Raw genomic sequence first — 1,551 nt, forward strand, 5'->3', positions numbered from 1 at the left:
CATGAAGGGCCTGCGGCACGGCGTGTTCGAGATGGTCTCCGACCACCTGGGCGACGACGATGAGTGGATGTGGGTGAAAGGGTTCGCCGAACAGACCGGCCTGCCCGTCACCCTGGTGGCCACCTCGGCCGGCGCCTACGAAGGCGACAAGATGTACAACATCGCCGAGGAATCCCGCGCCCACGGCATGGACATCCGGCCCCAGATCGCCGGGCGGCCGACGGGGATCCTGCACGGCCTGACGTCGAATTTCCACGTCTTCATCGCCAGCCCCACCTGGAAGGACAAGATCGCGCCGCTGCCGCTGGACGCACGGCTGGTGGCCATGAACACGCCGGAAATCCGCGCCGCCCTGCTCAGCGAGGACAGCCCCCTGATCCGCGCGGCCATCGGCGATGGCGTGGCCGGCGACCTGGCCGTGGCCTTCGGCGGTAGCCTGTTGTGGCGCATCTTCCCCTTGGGCGAGACCCCCAACTATGAGCCCGACCGCGAGGGCAGCGTCGCGGGGTTGGCCGAGGCCGCCGGCGTGGCGCCCCTGGAAATGATGTACGACCTCTTGATCCGCGACGGCGGGGCCGAGCTGTTCTACCAGCCGCTGGGCGGCTACCTCACCTACAACTTCGACTTCTTCCGTAAGAACATGCAGCACCCCAATGTGCTGTTCGGCCTCAGCGACGGCGGCGCCCACTGCGGCGTCATCGCCGACGCCGGCATGCCGACCTTCATCCTCACCCACTGGGCGCGCGACCGCACCAAGGGCGACCAGTTCCCGCTGGAGTTCCTGGTCCGCAAGCTGACCAGCGACACCGCCCAGGCCTATGGCCTGAACGACCGTGGCCAGCTCAAGCCCGGCCTGCTGGCTGACGTGAACGTCATCGACTTCGAGGCGCTCCGCCTGTTCCGCCCCGAAGCCATCACCGACCTGCCCGCCGGCGGCAAGCGCCTGGTCCAGCGCGCCGAGGGGTACCGCTCTACGGTCAAGTCCGGCCAGGTGACGTTTGAGGACGGGGTGCATACGGGCGCCCTGCCGGGCGGGCTGGTGCGGGGTGGGCGTGAGGCGGTGATTTTGCCGATGGCGGCGGAGTAGGCATCCGCCCGCACGTCTCGCACAGACGTGGCGGAGACGGTTGGATTGCGGTCGGCGAGGGTTGGCCGTCAACAGCTATATCGGCTGCGCGTGATCGCACCTGTGAGATGCAAGCGCCACTCGAACCGATTGCCCAATCATGAAACCTTGCTACCATGATTTCATGAAACCATAAGGGATCGGCTATCCGGATGAAGATCGAAGAGACCCTTCAAATCACGGTGCCTCCGGCGACCAAGAAGAGCTTGAAAATGCTGGCGGCCGAAAGCGGCGACTCCATGAGGGTCATCGTCTTGCGAGCGCTCGCCGCGGCCGGCGTCCAGGTTCCCGACGGGGAACTGCACGATCGGAGGAAAGTGAAGTGACGACGGCGACGACCAAGGATCGCTCGGCGGCGGAGGCGCTGACTGCGCACAAACCCGCCGCGACGGTCGTGGACCTTTTTTGCGGCGCCGGCGGCTTGT

Annotated in this window: 2 protein-coding genes; both read left to right on the plus strand. The window is 66.6% G+C overall.

Annotation, left to right across the window (positions count from 1 at the left end):
• On the plus strand, positions 1-1,087 hold a 1,087-nt coding region (locus RMO97_RS09510), incomplete at its 5' end, for an amidohydrolase family protein (protein ID WP_310540618.1).
• 191 nt (positions 1,088-1,278) lie between these two features.
• Positions 1,279-1,452, plus strand: a complete 174-nt coding sequence (locus RMO97_RS09515) for a hypothetical protein (RefSeq protein WP_310540619.1) — start codon at positions 1,279-1,281, stop codon at positions 1,450-1,452.
• Positions 1,453-1,551 lie beyond the last annotated feature (99 nt).

Origin of the sequence: Phenylobacterium sp. (genome assembly GCF_031425575.1) — a bacterium.
Taxonomy (GTDB): domain Bacteria; phylum Pseudomonadota; class Alphaproteobacteria; order Caulobacterales; family Caulobacteraceae; genus Phenylobacterium.

Coding starts and splice junctions, on each gene's coding strand:
- RMO97_RS09515 (WP_310540619.1), top strand. CDS start 1,279: ATGAAGATCGAAGAGACCCTTCAAATCACGGTGCCTCCGGCGACCAAG.